Origin of the sequence: Sphingobacterium griseoflavum (assembly GCF_014653155.1) — a bacterium.
GTDB classification, from domain to species: Bacteria; Bacteroidota; Bacteroidia; order Sphingobacteriales; family Sphingobacteriaceae; genus Sphingobacterium; species Sphingobacterium griseoflavum.
This window is the reverse complement of record NZ_BNAF01000018.1, coordinates 53381-67627: the sequence shown is the minus strand read 5'-3', so window position 1 is coordinate 67627 and position 14247 is coordinate 53381. Positions and strand designations below refer to the sequence as shown.

Below are 14247 nucleotides of genomic sequence, written 5' to 3'. Positions count from 1 at the left end.
TTTATTTCCTCAATAACTCGTATTTCGCAGTGTTGCTTGGATCAAGCGCAACGAGCGTGTTAAAAACTTGTGCACCTTGGTTTCCTGGCAATTTACTATAAACTCCAACAAATTCATCGGCTTTGGCCGCAAATAAAACCGAAGTCAACACATTACCTGTGTTGTTTCGATCCACTTCGCCTAGTTTGTCCAAGAGTTCCGCCATGGTATTTCTAGCCTTCAACTCGTCTTGGCTCATTCTATCCAACCCATTGATATGGTATTGGTAGGCAAATTCACGGTAAGGTTGATAGCGTCTGTCCAGCAAATTATTGATGAGCCAGTATCTATTCACGAGCGATTCCATGGATCGCCAACCCTCCTCCGCGTTCCCCTGTGCGGTATTCAATATACTACGAGCAGCATTGAGGTACTTATTCCCACCGAATAATCTGAAGGTATCCATATCCATCCCAACGATGACGTTAGCGTAGAAAGCCAATAAAGAAGACAAATTGTTCAGATTCGCATTTTCATTAAAGTTGAGTTGTTCACCCTCTACGTAGGAGAAATTGAAACTGCGGTCGTTGTATGCTAAAACCGTTGTACTGTAATTCGTCCCATACACCGGACGATATGAGAATAACTGTGCAGCGGCTTTGTAATTTTTCGAACCATCCCATTCCGATATCGTAATGAATATTGCTCCGTCGATCCGCTCTCGGGGATCGATTTTCAAATCGGTCCATGATCGGTTGTTAAAAAAATCCTGTATCACCTTTTGGAGCAAATCCAAGGCTCTTTTATTCGTATTTTGCACTTGTGGCGATTGAATCTCCACACGCATATTCAGTTCTTGAGCCTGAGGGCACAAAAAACAAAAACAACATACGATGAGGATGAGGTATTTTCTCATGAGCAACGGATTAAGCTATCAAATATAATTAATTCGTTGGGCATCGGAAACCACCTTATCACAGTTTATCAAATAAAAATAATAAGTTTGCAAGCAATGGCGGATTTTTCAAAACAATTGAGCAAATATATGCCTGCCTCGGCGGCCCCCATCATTTCCACGTGGATCAACGATACGGGCTGTCAATTTCGTATCGCGCGAGCCCGGCGAACGAAACTGGGCGACTATCGGGCACCTTTCCGAGGACAACCACACCGGATATCTATCAACCATGATCTCAATTCGTATGCCTTTCTAATTACCACTATCCACGAGTTTGCACACCTGCACACCTGGCAACGCTACAAAAATAGTGTGAAACCCCACGGAGTGGAATGGAAATCCACCTACAAGGAATTGATGTCCCCTTTCTTACAACTGGCGATATTTCCGGCTGATATCTTGGCGGCCATTTCCCGTTACATGGACAATCCAGCCGCCTCAAGCTGCACAGATGTGCAGCTCTATCGGACGCTGAAAGGCTATGATAAACAGGTGGTAACGGGTTTGACAACCGTTGAAGATATCGAAGAGAACAGTATTTTTGTGGTCAGGGGGGGACGTGTGTTCCAAAAAAAGGAAAAACTCAGGAAACGCTATAAATGCTTGGAACTGTCGACAAACAAGTTATACCTTTTCCATCCGGTAGCCGAAGTTGTACGCCTAACGGAATACAATAGCATAAATTCGAAAAAGCAGCAACCCTAAATATTCAACATTACCGAGTCACCATCATGAAAAAAAAATTACTTTTTTTATCCGGCGCCCTGACCCTCCTGTACGCTTGTCAGCAACAGAGCGAAGGCACGTTTGATGCATCGCAGCTTGACAGCACGGCCATGGCGGCTATTAGCGAAGATACGTATAGCAACTATGTAAAAACGCTTTCTGCGGATACCTTCTTAGGAAGAAAGCCTTTTACCAAAGGGGATACCTTAACGGTCAACTACATCCAAGCGCAATTTAAAGCGTTGGGACTGGAGCCGGGCAACCAAGGCAGCTACTTTCAAGAAGTACCCATGGTAGAAACAGCATCTACGCCGCTGCAAAAAAACTTGACATTTTACGGAAAATCGGGCTCCTTTTCTGCAGACTATCTCGCAGACTACGTTATTGGCAGCCGCCGTCTGGACGAACAAATCGACATACAGGACTCCGAACTGGTATTCGTCGGATTTGGCATTGTGGCTCCCGAATTTGGCTGGAACGATTACGCCGGGGTGGATGTGAAGGGAAAAACGGTCGTCGTGTTGGTAAGCGATCCCGGCCACTATGATAAAGAACTTTTCAAGGCCGACACCATGACCTACTATGGTCGTTGGACTTACAAATATGAGGAGGCTGCCCGTCAAGGTGCTGCTGGCGTGCTGCTGATCCACGACACCGAAGCGGCAAGCTACGGTTGGAATGTGGTGCGTAGCGGCTGGTCGGGACCTCAGCTGAGTTTGATAGAGAATACCAGCGTAGCGAAGACCACTTCTTTTGAAGGGTGGATAACGAGCGGCGTTGCGGAGAAACTCTTCGCACTAGCCGGACAACCTCGAGACGTACAAGATCGGGCGAAAAGGAAGGGCTTCAATGCGATCCCGTTGGGGGTGGAGATATCCGTACAACTGAAAAACAGCATGCGCAAATCAAGTTCCAATAATGTCATCGCGAAGCTAGCGGGCAGCAAACGCGCAGACGAGACCATCATATACACCGCACATTGGGATCATTTGGGCATTGGTGAGGCCGTAGACGGCGACTCTATTTATAACGGTGCTATTGACAATGCCGCAGGTGTTGCAGCCCTTTTTGAAATTGCGAAAGCCTTCCAAGCCGCCAAAGTGCGGCCTGAACGAACCATCGTTTTTTTAGCCGTCACGGCAGAAGAAGAGGGCTTGTTAGGCTCCGACTATTACGCGCAAAACCCTATTTTCCCACTGAATAAAACCGTAGCCAACCTAAATATGGACGCTTTCAGTGCACTGGGAGCAACCCGCGACGTGTCCATCGTGGGACGCGGGCAGACCGAAATTGAAGACTATGTTGAGCGCTCTGCCGCTAAGTTCGGCCGTGTGGTAAAAGGCGAAGGTAACCCGTCGTCTGGCGGCTTTTATCGTTCGGACCATTTCAACTTCGTAAAAGTTGGCGTCCCCGGATTGTTTATGGGCAGTGGTAGCGAACTAGTCTCGGCTGATTCGACAGCAAACACAAAACGCAGAAAAGCACTCGCTGGACGATACCACACCGTGTCTGACGAAGTGGATGAAAACTGGGACTTTGCAGGTATCCTGCAAGACATCCGCCTATTTTTTGATGTGGGTTATATGATGAGTATGGAGCAAACATTTCCCACATTTAAAAAGCATTCGGAATTTAAAGAAATAAGCGATAAGCGACTGGCAAAATAGTACCTTTGTCAGGGCAAGTTAAAATTTGCCACGCAGCTGAGCGCCGCTTGCGCGAAAGCTGTATTTTAGAGAAGAGATAAAGTACAAATTTTAAATTTACAGTAACCGGAATGAAACATCTACATTCAACCTTAGCAATCGTGTTGTTGCTAGCTTTGGTAATTGCTATTGTCATTACCCTGTCCAATTATTTGGGAAACAAACCCTACAACCGCAAAGTTGCGTTAATAGGGTTCATATCAGCCCACCTGCAACTGCTGGTCGGCCTGATCATATATTTCGTATCTCCACTCGGTATACAAGCTTTTTCTGGAGCGAACATGAAGAATAGCACGTCGCGTCTTTATTTTCTGGAGCACCCCTTGATGATGATTCTGGCTATTGTATTGATTACAGTTGGCTACATCAAGGCGAAAAAGATCACAGATGCCAAGAAAGCAAATAAAACCGTTTTGATTTTTTATATTCTCGGATTGATTCTGATTCTATCTAGAATTCCTTGGGGCACTTGGTCATTGATCAACGGCTAATAGGGATTACCAAATAATTAAAAGCCCGGTCAGTACGACTCGGGCTTTTTTTATGAGCATGCAGCAATCCGTGGAAATGGCAATAAAAAACCATTCATCTTACAATGAATGGTCTTATCATATCTTAAAGAAAAATAGCGGCTATTTTTTACCGAAACCCAATATACCGAAAACAACTTTGAATGCGATGACTGTCGCAACGATCATGGCCAGGTTGGCAACCAACGAAAACATAAACGTAAATTGATCCAGCGCGGGGATAACATCGGGAACAAATCTGATAAATACTCCAATTAACCCAATTACAATAGCCACCGTTAATGTTACATAATACTCCGTACGATTTGCATTATTATCTGTTTTTTTGGCTGGTCTTTGAGACGCTATATTTTCCATATCCGTATAATCTTATTTAACTTCGACAAATGTACGTAAGAAATCTACAAATGTCAAAAATAAAAAGCTCAAAGAGACTCCGGGAGGATGATCTTGGGATACGGGCTGGTAGGCAAATCGATGCTGCAGCATCGGTTGCCACACCGTACTTGGAAAGTCTCGTGATTTAATTACCAATTTTTACTAATATTGTATCAAATCGCTAAAACGTGAAGCATATACGCTATATAATTCTTATCTCGTTGGCCGCAACGATGGTTGCTAAGGCGCAACCTCAACGTATCGCCAATTTTATTGTGAAAGAAAACTTAACGCAAAATGGAAAGCTGGCCATCATAGCTATCGATAGTGCAGAACAGCCCCTAGAAAATATAAATGGCACCTTTGTTTTTGAACTCAATGGTTTTCAGCAAGATCTTTCCTTTCATGATGGTATCGCTGTGGTAAAACATCCCCTGGCCTCTTCTACTTTTGTATTTTTTAAGCATAAAAATCAAGACGATTCGATAGGAAAACTATACTACATCCATAAATCCGAACAAGCGTTAAAGCCATTTAAGATCTCCGGCCTGTTGCTGTTGTTTATTCCCGCCTCCTTGCTATTTATCGGCTATCTTTTCAAACGCTTTTTAACCGTTCTGGTGGTTTTGGCAATCGTATATGTCTACTTCAATTACTCGAAAGGATTAGACCTTAGCAAGATTATCGAAAGCATATTTACAGCGATCAAGGGATTGATTTAGAAAGGAAGTCCTACGCTAAAGTTGTATTGGATAAAGTTGTAGCGATCGGGCCGCCGGGACTCGTAAAAAGCCTGTTTAAATTCCCGTGCGTTAAAGAACTCTTTAATTACCCATTGTTTGCCTCCAGCAAACTGGGGATCTTTCAATTTAAGTCCGGCATCAAGACGAATAATAAAATAATCCATATCCAATCGAAGCCCAAAGCCCGATCCTAATGCTATTTGTGATAAAAAGCGATCTGCCTTAAAGGTACCCTCACCATTTGGGGCAAACTCATTATCGCGAAGTAGCCAAATATTCCCAGCATCCAAAAAAGTTGCGCCATTCAGTTTCGCACCTAAAAACTTGTTCAGCAAGCGAAAGCGGTATTCGGCATTCGCCTCCAATTTGACTTCGCCAAGCTGATCCAAATTACGTAAGTTTAATCGCAGTTGCTCGGTCAAGCCACTTCTATCGTAATTGCCAGGTCCCAATGTCCGGGCCTGCCAAGCGCGGATACCATTCATCCCACCACCGTAAAAGCTCTTTTCAAAGATGAGCAATTCTGAATTGTTGCCATAGGGAACGGCCACTCCACCATTGAAACGCAGCACAACTTGTTGATTACCCGCTAAATGTTTGTACCAGCGATAATCCAATTCAGCCTTTGCATATTGCAGATATGGCACCCCAAACAGTTGCTTTTCACCATCGTTGGATGTCGTAAAATTAAATAGGTTGCCGGCCAAGCCCAACAGATTGCCACTACTTTCCAAGCCTATTCGAAAATAATTAAAATCCTCGAGTCGGAGCAATCTTTTGGCATTGTAGGTAAATGCATATTGGGCACTTAAACCAAAATATTGACGATTATTGCTTTGTATGTAAAGTTGATACCCTTCCTCTTCGAGCCGCCGGGCAAAATCGGCATTCAGCCGTCCCTGTCGATATTCAACTGATGCAGGGGTCAAGCTGTGTTGGGAGTTTACGCCACTGTACCAAATGTAATTAAGTGTGTTCGTAAAGTATCGGTTGGCGTACGTCCCATCCTGCTGAAAGAGCTGCAACGTGCTGGAAAATGTGGTGCGCGGCAGCCCATAGGTTCCTGAGCTTGAATTTTCAAAAGGCGTCATCAGCCGAGGGATAATCAAATTGACGCCAATCTGAAAATCGTTATTGAAGATTTTATTGGCTAAACCGCCTTCCAGCCGAGGGTCAAACAGGACACCATATCGCATTTTTACTTCCAATTGTTCGGCGCCTCCAAAGACATTGCGGTGCGAAAAGGTATTACCCACATTGAATCCGCTCATGCCCGAACTGAATGTAAATTCTCCTTCCACCTGATTGGCCATAACCGGCCGCGGCGTGAGCTCGTAGGTGACATGTAACTTGTTGGAATCTACCTTTTGATAATTGATCTTGATATTTCGAAAGCCATTTGTCTCGTACAGCCTATCGTAGGACTGATTTTCTTTCTTCATATTATAGCGCATACCGGGGCGCAAATACATATATTGAGCCAAGGGTCGCAAACGAAATTTTCCGGTCTCATCGAGGTAATCCACCCCAATTGATTGATCATGATAGCGATTGTTTTTTTTATTTCCAATTTGGCCGTAAGGAAGTCGAACGATAGCGAATACACTATCGACATAATATACAACATGCCGCGTGCTGTCCGTCGGATTCTGAATCTCAACCTTCACATCAGCTTGCTTGGCTATCCGGTTGGTATCGATGCCTACGCGCATGTATTGCCGTAGGTACTCAAAATAACCATACTCCTTCAGCTTTACATACATGGATTCTCTTTCTTCGAGGAGATCGGCACTATCGAACCGCTTACCTTTTCTCGCATTGGAATACGGAAGCACTTCCCTTTGATAAACCACATCAATGGATGAATCAGCTACCTGATGTGCAATCTTACCATAAACAAAAGGCTGTCCTGCTTCTATCTCAAACACTATGGCAGCCTTCTTATTTTTCACCCTCTTCTGCGGCGTCACGCTCGCATTGAAATAACCTTTTGTCTGCAAGAATCGATTGATCTGTTTTGCCGAAAAATCGATCAACGATGAATCCACAATGTGGGGCGCTTCGCCGACGCTTCGAATGCCGTCCCTTTTGTACCTACCATTTTCTGTATTAAACAGGTTGTATAACGTCAGATTTAACCGGGAATTTGGCTTGATCTCGGTCGATATATAGGCTGACGCACGCTCCTTTAGCGAGGGATCAATACCGTCTATCTCAACCTTTGTAACTAACGCCTGATCTTCACTCAAGTATCTAGCCGAACGGCACGATGCTAAAATTAGCGCCAAAAGCGTTATACTTGCAAAAGCAAAAAAAATATCCTTTTTAATCATCAAGCAATGTTATCAAAAGCGCAAATTAGTTTAACAACGTCATTGCAGCACAAAAAATTTCGCAAACAACATGGTCTTTTTTTGGTGGAAGGCCTGAAGTCTGTATTGGAATTTATATCATCCAGTTACAAGATCCATAGCCTCTATGCCACTGCGGAAGCTGAGGCAAAAATGGACAATTTACCGCAGAAAATAAAATGTGTGACAGTTAGCGCCAAGGAATTACAGAAAATATCGCTATTGAACAACCCACAAGGTGTTGTCGCTTTGTTTCATCTGCCCGACGAACACGTGCTGGACTTGAATCGTATTCAGCACCAACACAGTCTATTGCTTGATGACATTCAAGATCCGGGGAATCTGGGAACGATCATTCGCACCGCCGAATGGTTCGGGATAAAACATATCATCTGCTCGCTGGGTACGGCTGACGCATACAATCCGAAGGTCGTACAAGCTAGCATGGGGTCACTATCGCGTGTCACGGTTACCTATACGGATCTCCCAACATTCATAAGAGATACCGGAATGCCGACTTTTGGTGCGTTGCTTGATGGAACATCTATTTACGACACCGATTTTGGATCATCTGGGCTGATTATCATGGGAAACGAAGGAAACGGCATCCGCGAATCCTTGATCCGTCAGATCGATCACGCCGTAACAATTCCGCGTATCGGCCAAGCCGAATCGCTGAATGTGGCTGTAGCGGCCACTATTTTTTGCGCGGAACTGGCTCGACAGCAGTTAAAGGGAGCATAGCAGTGGGCCATCCGACATCGATTTACACGGTACCATTTGCCCTGCTGTGCTTAAGCTCGCTTCTCTTTTCGGCGAGCTTTAATATGATCATCCCCGAACTACCAAATCATTTGAGCAAGATGGGTGGCGGCGAACACAAAGGGCTTATCATTGCTCTATTCACGTTGACCGCCGGGATCTCCAGACCCTTCAGTGGCAAGCTCACAGACCGCTGGGGCCGGGTCCCGGTTATGGCTGTAGGGTCGGTGGTGTGTTTTATTTGCGGCTTCCTGTATCCCGTCGTCAGCTCTGTGGCCTTCTTCTTTCTCTTACGCCTCGTACATGGCTTTTCGACCGGCTTCAAACCCACGGCTACTTCCGCTTATGTGGCGGACATAATCCCGCAAAATCGTTGGGGCGAAGCCTTGGGTATGCACGGGCTATGTTTCAGCATCGGTGGGGCAATAGGCCCAGCAATTGGTAGCTACATAGCGCAGAACTATGGGATAAATCCTATGTTCTACAGCTCTTCACTATTCGCGGTACTTTCTATCGTCATTGTTCTTAATATGCGCGAGACATTGCCGCGCAAGGAGTCTTTTTCGCTGGCCATGCTTCAAATCAGACGCGACGAGGTACTGGAATTTCGTGTCCTCCCCGCAGCAATCGTTACCTTGTTATCCTATACGGGCTATGGTGTTATATTGACGTTGATCCCCGACTGGAGTGAACATTTGGGGATAGGCAACAAGGGGTTGTTTTTCACAGCCTACACACTGTCTTCCATCATGATTCGTTTTGTTTCCGGAAAAGTAGCCGATCGATATGGCCGAATAAAAGTGATGGTCGTTGGCGTCTTTATCGTTGCGCTGGCTGTGCTAATAATTGGTTTAGGAGAATCCGTAGAAGGCCTGATCTTGGGCGCAATAATTTATGGTATAGGCACCGGTGTGTTGTCGCCGGCAGTCAACGCATGGACCATAGACCTAAGCCTGCCGCAGCATCGCGGTAAAGCGATGGCCACCATGTATATCGCCCTGGAAATAGGAATCGGTGGCGGCGCCCTGTTAGCCGGCTACGTGTATGCCGATCATTTAAGCCGCATCCCATCCATTTTTATAGTCAATAGCCTCATTATCCTATCCGCCTTCTTCTATATTATCTTTTGGAATTGGAAAAACAAAACTGCTACTTAACTGTTGTTCAACAAAAATGTTTTTCATGAAGAATGACTCAAAAAAAATCCCTTATGCGATTGATTTGGCAGCAAGCCTTTTCGCCATGGCGCTACTGTTGGGATTCATGTATGCGACAGAGACCGTACTTATTCCGCTGCTCTTTTCCATACTGATTGCCATCTCCCTTTATCCATTGGCACGTCTGTTCGAGCGAATTCGTCTAGGAAAAGCGACAGCAGCCATCTTATCCGTCATCGTGGCCATAGCTGTCCTCTATTTCATTGGATGGTTTATTGTACACCAAAGTATCATCATTGGAAAGGATGCCACCGCGATAACAAATAAAGTAATGTCTGTACTGGATCGCGCCCAACGCTGGGTGGAAACAACATTTAACGTGCAGCGCAACACTATGATGGATCAATTGCGCGACCAAGGAAATAAGATGCTATCCAATGCAGGGGCCATGGCCTCCGCCACGTTCGGATCCATAGGAAATATACTTGCCGGAACTGTTTTAGTTCCTCTATTTAGCTTTTTCCTGCTCTACTATCGCGACTTCTTTCGGGAGTTCTTCTTCAAAGCTTTTAAAAGCACACCCCAATCGAAGGTACATGAAACATTAAATAAAATTTATACAGTCGTACAGAGCTACTTATTGGGATTGGTCACTGTAATGGGAATCGTCGCCATTTTAAATACCATCGGGTTGATGATTATGGGTATAGACTATGCATGGTTCTTTGGAACATTGGCATCGCTTCTTATGTTACTCCCTTATATCGGAATTGCCATAGGCTCGATTCTCCCTGCTTTATTTGCATTGGCTGTCAAGGACAGTGCTTGGTATGCCGTAGGGGTAATTGCTTGGTTTCAGGTTGTTCAATTTTTGGAGGGAAATATCATTACACCGAACATTGTGGGCAGCAAAGTGAGCATAAACCCATTAATGGCCATTATAGCAATTTTATTGGGGGGTATGCTTTTTGGATTACCTGGATTAATTCTAGCGCTACCACTTACGGCTACCATCAAGGTCATATTTGACGCTATCCCTTCTATGCAGGCTTTTGGCTTTTTGATTGGTGAGCCGGAAAAAGAGCACCTGAAGATTAATGCAACACAAGAGCTACTGATCAAATGGGGCATTGTCCGAAAGCCAAAAATGGAGAAGAAAGTGAAGATCGATATTGAAATCGATAACGATGAGCCTGCACCGACAACAACTGTGCGCTATAAGGAGATTCATGAGGCGGAGAACAACCCCTATGAAAACCTACCGCAGCAAGATGTACCTAAGAAAAATAGAGACAATAATTAGTTAAGAATTTTATAAACCAGTTCGCGGAGGATATCGGCGCTGTCCGTATACGGCCCAATATCCATCCCTTTGGTTTTTAAATCATACGCGCTTAAATGATGGATGATATCAAACGTCTTTTTCCGATTGAAGTTTCGAGCCGCCGCTTCATATTCCTTTAAAAAGAACGTGTGCACCCCGAGCTGCTTGGCCGCAACCTGTGGCGCTTTGTCGGGCAGATAATGATACTTCAGGATCTTTGTAAAATAGGTACCCAAATTTCCGATCACCATAGGTAAAGGATTGGACTTGGGGTTGGCAACAAAATAGTCGACGATCTGTATCGCTTTCAAGGCATTGCGTTTGGCCAAAGCTGATTGGAGTTCAAACACATTAAAATCCTTGCTTATTCCAATGTTTTGCTCAATGTGAATAGCTTGGATCTCCTCTTCTTTGGGCACGTTCAGCAGCAGCTTGTCAATCTCATTGGCTACTTTCGCAAGATCTGTCCCCAAATAATCCCCCATCATCGCTGCAGCCTGTGGATGTATACTTCGATGCGCCGCGCGAAACTGATCCATAATCCATTCACCCACCTTATTTTCATACAACTTGGCAGATTCAACGACCGTCCCCACCTTTTCAAAGGCTTTGTATATTTTCTTCCGTTTATCAAACTTACCATACTTATAAGCGACGACCAGAATAGTGCTCGGGGTGATGTTTTCCAAATACCTCAATAACAATTCTTCCTCCGACTTCCACTTCAAATCCTGTGCCTCCTTGATCAGGATTAGCTGATGATCGCTCATCATAGGATAACGTTTAGCCGCGCTCACAATATTTACAATACTGCTATCCTTACCGTAAAGAACGGTTTGGTCAAACCCTTTTTGTGCTTCGGTTAATACCTGTTGCTCAAGGGCAGTACTAATCAGATCGATGTAGTAGGATTCGTCGCCATGCAATAGGTACACGGGACTGAATTTTCTTTTCTTGATATCGGCAAGGATCGTACTCACATTCATAGCATACGAAAGTACAATTTTTCCGTTGTACTTACACGGATGAACAAATTTTGTTAGCACACCTAATTATCGTATTTTTGTACATGTTTGAGCCATTTCCGTTAAACTTACCCCCCTATCTAACGAAAATTACCCAAAAAGCAGACAAGCTCTTTATTTTCGACGAATTGAGAAAGAAAGACTTGGTACTGACACCAGAAGAGTGGGTGAGGCAGCATTGGGTGCATTACCTGCACACCCATAAACAATATCCGAAAGCATTGATGCAAATCGAAGGAGGGTTGAAATTAAACACCTTAAGGAAGCGTAGCGACTTATTGATTTACAACAACGGAGGGGAAAAGATACTTTTGGCAGAGTTCAAGGCACCAACTGTCAAAATTACCGAAAGTGTTTTCCATCAAATCGCGAACTACAATAGTATCCACAAAATACCATTGCTTTTGGTTAGTAACGGTATGGAGCACTATTACTGCAAAATCGACTTTGTAAAAAGCAGCTTTTATTTTTTAAAGGAACTGCCAAATTACAATTCGGCAGTTAATTTGTAGGTTAGATTGAAATTATAATTTTATATTAGTCTTTTAGAAAACTGAAAAACAACAGCGATGAACATAGATAAAAACGAATTCAGAAAATATGCCATTCAACATCACCGTATTGGCAGCCAGCACGTAGATAGTTATATTTCCCGTGTTCAACGAAATATGCCAACAAACCTGACGCCCTACATTATCGAAGAGCGCCAAATGAATGTGGCGCAAATGGACGTTTTTTCGCGGTTGATGATGGATCGTATCATTTTCTTGGGTGACGGCATCAATGATCAAGTTGCAAACATTGTGCAGGCGCAGCTTCTTTTTTTGCAATCCACGGACGCGCAACGCGATATACAGATTTACATAAATTCGCCAGGAGGAAGTGTTTACGCCGGTTTGGGTATCTATGACACGATGCAGTACATATCACCGGATGTGGCAACGATCTGTACGGGGATGGCTGCTTCAATGGGTGCTGTCCTTTTAGTTGCCGGAGCGAAAGGGAAACGCGCGGCGTTAAGACATTCTCGCGTCATGATCCACCAACCTTCCGGCGGTGCACAGGGTGTAGCGTCCGATATGGAGATCAACTTGAGAGAGATGCTGAAACTAAAAGAGGAATTATATAGCATCATTTCCGCACACTCCGGACAGTCGTACGAGTGGGTAGAAAAGTCATCCGATCGAGATTATTGGATGAAAGCGGCTGAAGCAAAAGAGTTTGGTATGATTGATGAGGTATTATTGCCGAAAAAAGATGTAAAATAACAAATTAATCAATGAGTAAGATTAATAACAGAGACATCCGTTGCTCATTCTGCGGCATCAGTAAGAATGATGCGCAGATGCTTATCGCGGGCGATGGGGCTCATATTTGCGACCGATGTGTGACGCAAGCCGGTGAGATTTTAGCAGAGGAGCTGAAACAACGCAAAAGCAAGTCACTACAAACTACGTTGAAACTTGTGCGTCCGATGGAGATCAAGCAGCATCTAGACCAATACGTTATCGGTCAGGATGACGCAAAGAAGGTCATATCGGTGTCTGTATACAACCACTATAAACGGTTGAACCAAAAAGTCGACAAAGATGAAATCGAGATTGAAAAATCAAATTTAATTATCGTTGGTGAAACCGGTACGGGCAAGACCTTACTGGCGAAAACGGTAGCGAAGATCCTTAATGTCCCTTTTTGTATTGTCGACGCCACGGTGCTAACGGAGGCGGGATACGTTGGTGAAGATGTGGAGAGTATTCTTACCCGCCTACTACAGGCTGCCGACTATGATGTTGCAGCAGCTGAACGTGGGATCATATATATCGACGAAATTGACAAGATTGCACGCAAGAGCGATAATCCTTCCATAACACGCGATGTATCAGGCGAAGGGGTGCAACAGGCGCTGCTAAAGATCTTGGAAGGAACCAATGTAAATGTGCCGCCACAGGGAGGACGTAAACATCCGGACCAAAAGATGATATCCGTAAACACCAGCAATATTCTATTTATATGTGGTGGCGCTTTTGACGGCATACAGAAAAAGATCGCGAATCGCTTGCGCACGCAAACGGTAGGATATAAAATGAAGGAAGATGATGAGGAAATCGATTTAACCAATCTGTATAAGTACATCACGCCGCAAGACCTTAAGAACTTCGGCCTTATCCCCGAATTGATTGGTCGTTTACCCGTACTTACCTATTTAAATCCTTTGGATAAAGGCACATTGCTGAACATATTGACAGAACCAAAGAACGCTTTGGTTAAACAATATATGAAGTTGTTTCAGTATGAAGGTGTCGAACTTGTTTTCGACAAGGATGTATACGGATTTATCGTAGACAAAGCTTGGGAATTTAAATTAGGTGCCCGTGGCTTGCGCAGTATTTGTGAGGCCATTATGTTGGATGCCATGTTCGAGATACCGACGACGAAGGATGAGGACGGTGATAAAGTACTGCATATTAATTTGGAATATGCCAAGAAGAAGTTCGCAAAATCAGATATTAAGAAGCTCCAAGTAGCTTAGTACAATCCCTCAGCGCGCTGAGGGATTTTTTGTATCGTAGCAAATGGAATACGCGCTTGGGCTATTCCGAAGGTTTAA

14 protein-coding genes are annotated in these 14247 nt (G+C 44.3%); 10 read left to right on the top strand and 4 right to left on the bottom strand.

All coding sequences use genetic code 11. The features are described from left to right. Position 1: 1 nt before the first annotated feature. The gene (gene porD / locus IE165_RS17870) at positions 2 to 895 is read right to left on the bottom strand and encodes a type IX secretion system protein PorD (RefSeq protein WP_189628022.1); all 894 of its coding nucleotides are present in this window, start codon (positions 893 to 895) and stop codon (positions 2 to 4) included. A gap of 96 nt (positions 896 to 991) precedes the next feature. Here porD and IE165_RS17865 point away from each other — a divergent pair, with 96 nt between their 5' ends. The 3 genes from IE165_RS17865 to IE165_RS17855 all read left to right on the top strand — a co-directional run bounded on the left by IE165_RS17865 (position 992) and on the right by IE165_RS17855 (position 3860). Continuing rightward, positions 992 to 1642 (top strand): SprT-like domain-containing protein, encoded by a 651-nt coding sequence (locus IE165_RS17865; protein WP_189628021.1) that lies wholly within the window; start codon positions 992 to 994, stop codon positions 1640 to 1642. A 26-nt stretch (positions 1643 to 1668) separates the two neighbouring features. Then, positions 1669 to 3330 (top strand): M28 family metallopeptidase, encoded by a 1662-nt coding sequence (locus IE165_RS17860; protein ID WP_189628020.1) that lies wholly within the window; start codon positions 1669 to 1671, stop codon positions 3328 to 3330. 110 nt (positions 3331 to 3440) lie between these two features. Then, positions 3441 to 3860 carry a hypothetical protein gene (locus IE165_RS17855; protein ID WP_189628019.1) on the top strand — a complete coding sequence of 140 codons (420 nt, stop codon included), beginning with the start codon at positions 3441 to 3443 and terminating at the stop codon, positions 3858 to 3860. A 141-nt stretch (positions 3861 to 4001) separates the two neighbouring features. On the opposite strand, the gene IE165_RS17850 is transcribed toward IE165_RS17855, so the two are convergent. Then, positions 4002 to 4256 carry a hypothetical protein gene (locus tag IE165_RS17850; RefSeq protein WP_189628018.1) on the bottom strand — a complete coding sequence of 85 codons (255 nt, stop codon included), beginning with the start codon at positions 4254 to 4256 and terminating at the stop codon, positions 4002 to 4004. 209 nt (positions 4257 to 4465) lie between these two features. On the opposite strand from IE165_RS17850, the gene IE165_RS17845 reads away from it, so the two are divergent. Continuing rightward, a complete protein-coding gene (locus IE165_RS17845; RefSeq protein WP_229826639.1) occupies positions 4466 to 4999 on the top strand; it encodes a hypothetical protein in 534 nt (177 codons plus the stop codon). Here the strand turns inward: IE165_RS17845 and tamL are convergent. Then, entirely contained in the window at positions 4996 to 7353 is a 2358-nt protein-coding gene (gene tamL / locus IE165_RS17840; protein WP_189628017.1) for a translocation and assembly module lipoprotein TamL, read from the bottom strand. The two genes, IE165_RS17845 and tamL, sit on opposite strands and share 4 nt — an antisense overlap. 6 nt (positions 7354 to 7359) lie before the next feature. Between tamL and IE165_RS17835 the strand changes: the two genes are divergently transcribed. Genes IE165_RS17835 through IE165_RS17825 form a run of 3 tightly spaced genes read left to right on the top strand, consistent with a single transcriptional unit; the run spans position 7360 to position 10593 of the window. Then, entirely contained in the window at positions 7360 to 8115 is a 756-nt protein-coding gene (locus tag IE165_RS17835) for a TrmH family RNA methyltransferase (RefSeq protein ID WP_189628016.1), read from the top strand. Beyond that, a complete protein-coding gene (locus IE165_RS17830) occupies positions 8112 to 9290 on the top strand; it encodes an MFS transporter (RefSeq protein ID WP_373297932.1) in 1179 nt (392 codons plus the stop codon). The genes IE165_RS17835 and IE165_RS17830 overlap by 4 nt, the downstream gene beginning before the upstream one ends. A gap of 25 nt (positions 9291 to 9315) precedes the next feature. Next, the gene (locus IE165_RS17825; protein WP_189628014.1) at positions 9316 to 10593 is read left to right on the top strand and encodes an AI-2E family transporter; all 1278 of its coding nucleotides are present in this window, start codon (positions 9316 to 9318) and stop codon (positions 10591 to 10593) included. Here the strand turns inward: IE165_RS17825 and holA are convergent. Then, the gene (gene holA / locus IE165_RS17820) at positions 10590 to 11600 is read right to left on the bottom strand and encodes a DNA polymerase III subunit delta (RefSeq protein ID WP_189628013.1); all 1011 of its coding nucleotides are present in this window, start codon (positions 11598 to 11600) and stop codon (positions 10590 to 10592) included. The two genes, IE165_RS17825 and holA, sit on opposite strands and share 4 nt — an antisense overlap. Positions 11601 to 11683: 83 nt before the next feature. Here holA and IE165_RS17815 point away from each other — a divergent pair, with 83 nt between their 5' ends. Genes IE165_RS17815 through clpX form a run of 3 tightly spaced genes read left to right on the top strand, consistent with a single transcriptional unit; the run spans position 11684 to position 14169 of the window. Next, the gene (locus IE165_RS17815; RefSeq protein ID WP_189628012.1) at positions 11684 to 12151 is read left to right on the top strand and encodes a type I restriction enzyme HsdR N-terminal domain-containing protein; all 468 of its coding nucleotides are present in this window, start codon (positions 11684 to 11686) and stop codon (positions 12149 to 12151) included. Positions 12152 to 12208: 57 nt separating this feature from the next. Next, positions 12209 to 12907, top strand: coding sequence for an ATP-dependent Clp endopeptidase proteolytic subunit ClpP (gene clpP, locus IE165_RS17810; protein WP_189628011.1), 699 nt, complete (start codon positions 12209 to 12211; stop codon positions 12905 to 12907). 11 nt (positions 12908 to 12918) lie between these two features. Continuing rightward, positions 12919 to 14169: an ATP-dependent Clp protease ATP-binding subunit ClpX gene (gene clpX, locus IE165_RS17805; protein WP_189628010.1), complete on the top strand. Its 1251-nt coding sequence runs from the start codon at positions 12919 to 12921 to the stop codon at positions 14167 to 14169. Positions 14170 to 14247 lie beyond the last annotated feature (78 nt).

Excerpts from the sequence above, each read along its gene's own strand:
- porD (WP_189628022.1), bottom strand. The coding sequence starts at position 895 with ATGAGAAAATACCTCATCCTCATCGTATGTTGTTTTTGTTTTTTGTGC.
- IE165_RS17865 (WP_189628021.1), top strand. The coding sequence starts at position 992 with ATGGCGGATTTTTCAAAACAATTGAGCAAATATATGCCTGCCTCGGCG.
- IE165_RS17860 (WP_189628020.1), top strand. The coding sequence starts at position 1,669 with ATGAAAAAAAAATTACTTTTTTTATCCGGCGCCCTGACCCTCCTGTAC.
- IE165_RS17855 (WP_189628019.1), top strand. The coding sequence starts at position 3,441 with ATGAAACATCTACATTCAACCTTAGCAATCGTGTTGTTGCTAGCTTTG.
- IE165_RS17850 (WP_189628018.1), bottom strand. The coding sequence starts at position 4,256 with ATGGAAAATATAGCGTCTCAAAGACCAGCCAAAAAAACAGATAATAAT.
- tamL (WP_189628017.1), bottom strand. The coding sequence starts at position 7,353 with ATGATTAAAAAGGATATTTTTTTTGCTTTTGCAAGTATAACGCTTTTG.
- IE165_RS17835 (WP_189628016.1), top strand. The coding sequence starts at position 7,360 with ATGTTATCAAAAGCGCAAATTAGTTTAACAACGTCATTGCAGCACAAA.
- IE165_RS17825 (WP_189628014.1), top strand. The coding sequence starts at position 9,316 with ATGAAGAATGACTCAAAAAAAATCCCTTATGCGATTGATTTGGCAGCA.
- holA (WP_189628013.1), bottom strand. The coding sequence starts at position 11,600 with ATGAATGTGAGTACGATCCTTGCCGATATCAAGAAAAGAAAATTCAGT.
- IE165_RS17815 (WP_189628012.1), top strand. The coding sequence starts at position 11,684 with ATGTTTGAGCCATTTCCGTTAAACTTACCCCCCTATCTAACGAAAATT.
- clpP (WP_189628011.1), top strand. The coding sequence starts at position 12,209 with ATGAACATAGATAAAAACGAATTCAGAAAATATGCCATTCAACATCAC.
- clpX (WP_189628010.1), top strand. The coding sequence starts at position 12,919 with ATGAGTAAGATTAATAACAGAGACATCCGTTGCTCATTCTGCGGCATC.